Origin of the sequence: Ruegeria arenilitoris (genome assembly GCF_013030265.1) — a bacterium.
In the GTDB taxonomy this organism is placed as follows: domain Bacteria; phylum Pseudomonadota; class Alphaproteobacteria; order Rhodobacterales; family Rhodobacteraceae; genus Ruegeria; species Ruegeria arenilitoris_E.
In genome coordinates, this window is record NZ_WPZQ01000021.1 from 1 (window position 1) to 1,834 (window position 1,834).

Here is a 1,834-nt window from a genome sequence, read left to right on the forward strand (position 1 = left end):
GCCTTGCATTGTCTTGGACCATCGGCACATCGTCATATTGCGTCATGTTTGTATGGCGCGGTTTTGGATCTTGGATAGAAAAAGGCCCGCCGGATGGCGGGCCTTTGCAGATCAATCCGGATGTCCGGTTCAGCCGAGCTTTTCGGTCAGTTCCGGGACGGCCTGGAACAGGTCCGCGACCAGGCCGAAGTCCGCGACCTGGAAGATCGGAGCTTCTTCGTCCTTGTTGATCGCGACGATGACCTTGGAGTCTTTCATACCGGCCAGGTGCTGGATCGCGCCCGAGATGCCGATAGCGACATAGAGATCGGGGGCAACAACCTTACCGGTCTGACCCACCTGCCAGTCGTTCGGAGCATAGCCCGAGTCCACGGCCGCGCGCGATGCGCCAACGGCGGCGCCCAGCTTGTCGGCCAGGGTTTCGATCAGTTTGAAGTCTTCTTCCGAGCCGACACCACGGCCGCCCGAGACAACAACACCAGCCGAGGTCAGTTCCGGACGGTCGCTTTCGGCAACCTTGTCCTCGACCCACTCGGACAGGCCCGGGTTGTCGCCAACCGAGATGGTCTCAACCGCAGCCGAGCCGCCTTCACCGGCCGCATCAAAGGACGCGGTGCGGAAGGTGACGACTTTCTTGGCGTCGTTCGATTTCACGGTCTGGATCGCGTTGCCCGCATAGATCGGACGTTCGAAGGTCGAACCGTCAACCACGCCGGATGCATCCGAGATCACCATCGCGTCCAGCAGGGCTGCAACGCGGGGCATCACGTTCTTGGCGTCGGTGGTCGCCGGAGCCACGATGTGCTCGTAACCGTCGGCCAGACCCACGATCAGGGCTGCGGTCGATTCCGCCAGGCGGTGACCCAGCGAGGCGTCTTCGGCAACCAGAACCTTGGAGACACCGTCGATCTTGGCGGCAGCCTCACCAGCAGCAGCGGCAGACCCGCCCGCGGCCAGAACGGTCACGTCACCCAGCGCCTTTGCGGCGGTGACAGCCTTGGCGGTGGCGTCCAGCGCCAGTTCGCCGTTGTTGACTTCTGCGAGAAGAAGAACAGCCATTACACAGCCCCCGCTTCTTTAAGTTTCTCGACCAGCTCGTCAACCGAGCCAACGACGATACCAGCGGCACGTGCCGGCGGCTCTTCGGTCTTGACGATTTCCAGACGCGGCGTGACGTCGACGCCGTAATCGGCGGCGGTTTTCTCGTCCAGCGGCTTTTTCTTCGCCTTCATGATGTTCGGCAGCGACGCATAGCGCGGCTCGTTCAGACGCAGGTCAACGGTCACGATGGTCGGCATCTTGACGCTGATGGTCTGCAGGCCGCCGTCAACCTCGCGGGTGATCTTGGCGGTGTCGCCCTCGATGTCCAGTTCCGAGGCAAAAGTGCCTTGGCTCCAACCCAACAGAGCAGATAGCATCTGGCCTGTGGCGTTCATGTCGTTGTCGATCGCCTGCTTGCCCGCCAGAACGATGCCCGGCTGCTCTTCCTCGACCACTTTGGCCAGGATCTTGGCAACGGCCAGCGGCTCGATGTCCTGGTGGACGTCATCAGCGGCCACAACCAGAATGGCGCGGTCAGCGCCCATGGCCAATGCGGTGCGCAGGGTCTCCTGCGCCTGCTTCACGCCGATCGAAACCGCAACAACCTCATCAGCCTTGCCAGCTTCTTTCAGGCGGATCGCTTCTTCCACCGCAATCTCGTCGAACGGGTTCATCGACATTTTGACATTGGCGAGATCAACACCGCTACCGTCCGCTTTCACGCGAACCTTCACATTATAGTCAATCACGCGTTTGACAGGCACGAGTACCTTCATTTCTGCGCTTGCTCCTT

General features: G+C 61.2%; 2 protein-coding genes. Both read right to left on the reverse strand.

All coding sequences use genetic code 11. The features are described from left to right. Positions 1 to 129: 129 nt before the first annotated feature. Positions 130 to 1,059: an electron transfer flavoprotein subunit alpha/FixB family protein gene (locus GOX61_RS22285; protein ID WP_170337268.1), complete on the reverse strand. Its 930-nt coding sequence runs from the start codon at positions 1,057 to 1,059 to the stop codon at positions 130 to 132. After that, positions 1,059 to 1,817, reverse strand: coding sequence for an electron transfer flavoprotein subunit beta/FixA family protein (locus tag GOX61_RS22290; RefSeq protein WP_170337270.1), 759 nt, complete (start codon positions 1,815 to 1,817; stop codon positions 1,059 to 1,061). Before GOX61_RS22290 ends, GOX61_RS22285 begins: the two co-directional genes overlap by 1 nt. Positions 1,818 to 1,834: the final 17 nt, after the last annotated feature.